1 protein-coding gene is annotated in these 1487 nt (G+C 56.6%); it reads left to right on the forward strand.

Annotated features, from left to right (window positions below; all coding sequences use genetic code 11):
• Positions 1–89: 89 nt before the first annotated feature.
• A complete protein-coding gene (locus HY26_RS17930; protein WP_112074266.1) occupies positions 90–1133 on the forward strand; it encodes an IS110 family transposase in 1044 nt (347 codons plus the stop codon).
• The last annotated feature ends 354 nt before the right edge of the window (positions 1134–1487 follow it).

Here is a 1487-nt window from a genome sequence, read left to right on the forward strand (position 1 = left end):
AGTGCTGTCGTAAACCCGCCAGCTCCCGGCCGCAGATGTGATTTTGTGCCAGCAGAATATGATGGCGATCTGATCAGAAGGAGACCGTCATGATCGTATTCGCAGGCTTGGATATCTCGCTGGAAGAGACACACATCTGTGTCGTCGACAGCAATGGAAATACGTTGAAGGAGCTTCGGGTTCCGACGGAACCTGAAGCCATTGCTCCTGTGTTGGAGCGCTTGGGCGCGGACATAAAACGGGTTGGTTTTGAAGCCAGTTCGCTATCGCCCTGGCTGTTCAAGGAGCTGACCGAACGCGGGCTTCCAGCGGTTGTTGTTGAAGCACGGCACATGGCTGGTGCGCTCAGCGCCATGCGCAACAAGACAGACCGGAATGATGCACGCGGTCTTGCCCAAATGATGCGCACAGGTTGGTTCCGGCAGGTCTATGTGAAGAGTGATGAGAGCCATCGTTATCGTGTTATTCTCGCGAACCGGCGCATGCTGAAACGCAAGTTCCTCGATATCGAGAATGCCATTCGCGGTACGCTGAAAGTGTTCGGCGTGAAGATGACAAGGACCACGCGGGGGCGTTTCGAAGATGACCTGCGCGAGCGCCTTCAAGAGGAAGATCCGATCCTCCGGGAGGTGACGGAATGCATGTTACTTGCTCGCCGGACGCTGCTCGCAGAGTTCCAGAAATGTCACAAGCTGCTCATGGATATTGCCCGTTCTGATGAGGTCTGCAGGCGGTTCATGACGGTGCCTGGAGTCGGTCCGGTGACCGCTCTGTCGTTCAAGTGCTGCATCGATGACCCGGCCCGGTTCAGGCGATCAAAGACCGTTGGCGCACATCTCGGCCTGACCCCGAAACGCTACCAGTCCGGCTCGGTCGACTTCAACAGCCGGGTCTCGAAATGCGGTGATGCGAACATGCGATGGCTACTGGTCGAGGCGGCCAACTCAATGCTCACACATGTGCGATCATGGTCTGTGCTGAAAGCGTGGGGAAAAGGCCTTCAGAAGCGGCTTGGACACAAGCGTGCGGCTGTCGCGCTGGCCCGGAAAATCTCCGTCATCCTGCACCGTATGTGGGTTGATGGCAGCGAGTTTATTGGTTCACGCGAAGGCCTGCAGGCCCGCATTGCCTGACTGAAAGGAGACCGGAATATGCCCGGGAGACACACGATGAGTTGACGAAAGAGACATCAGGAATCCGCGAGAGCGGATGCGACCCTGACGGGCCGCGGGTTGAATGATCCCGTTATCTTGCCTGCACAGGAAGCCGGCAATCCAGGCTTCCAGAACAGTGCGCTGCTAGTGCTTCGAGGACGTTCACCCGATCGATCCAAGGCATGTGCGAGGCCATCCAGCGCTTCAGCACGGAGTAGTGCATGGACCGTCAGTGTCAGAACTAACCAGAAAAGGGAATACTATGTTGAATCAGGAACTTAAGCGAACCTCACAAGCGAAGACAGGGTTGACAGGATGGGCGGGTTTAGTGAG

Source organism: Hyphomonas sp. GM-8P, assembly GCF_003263315.1.
Taxonomy (GTDB): Bacteria; Pseudomonadota; Alphaproteobacteria; order Caulobacterales; family Hyphomonadaceae; genus Hyphomonas.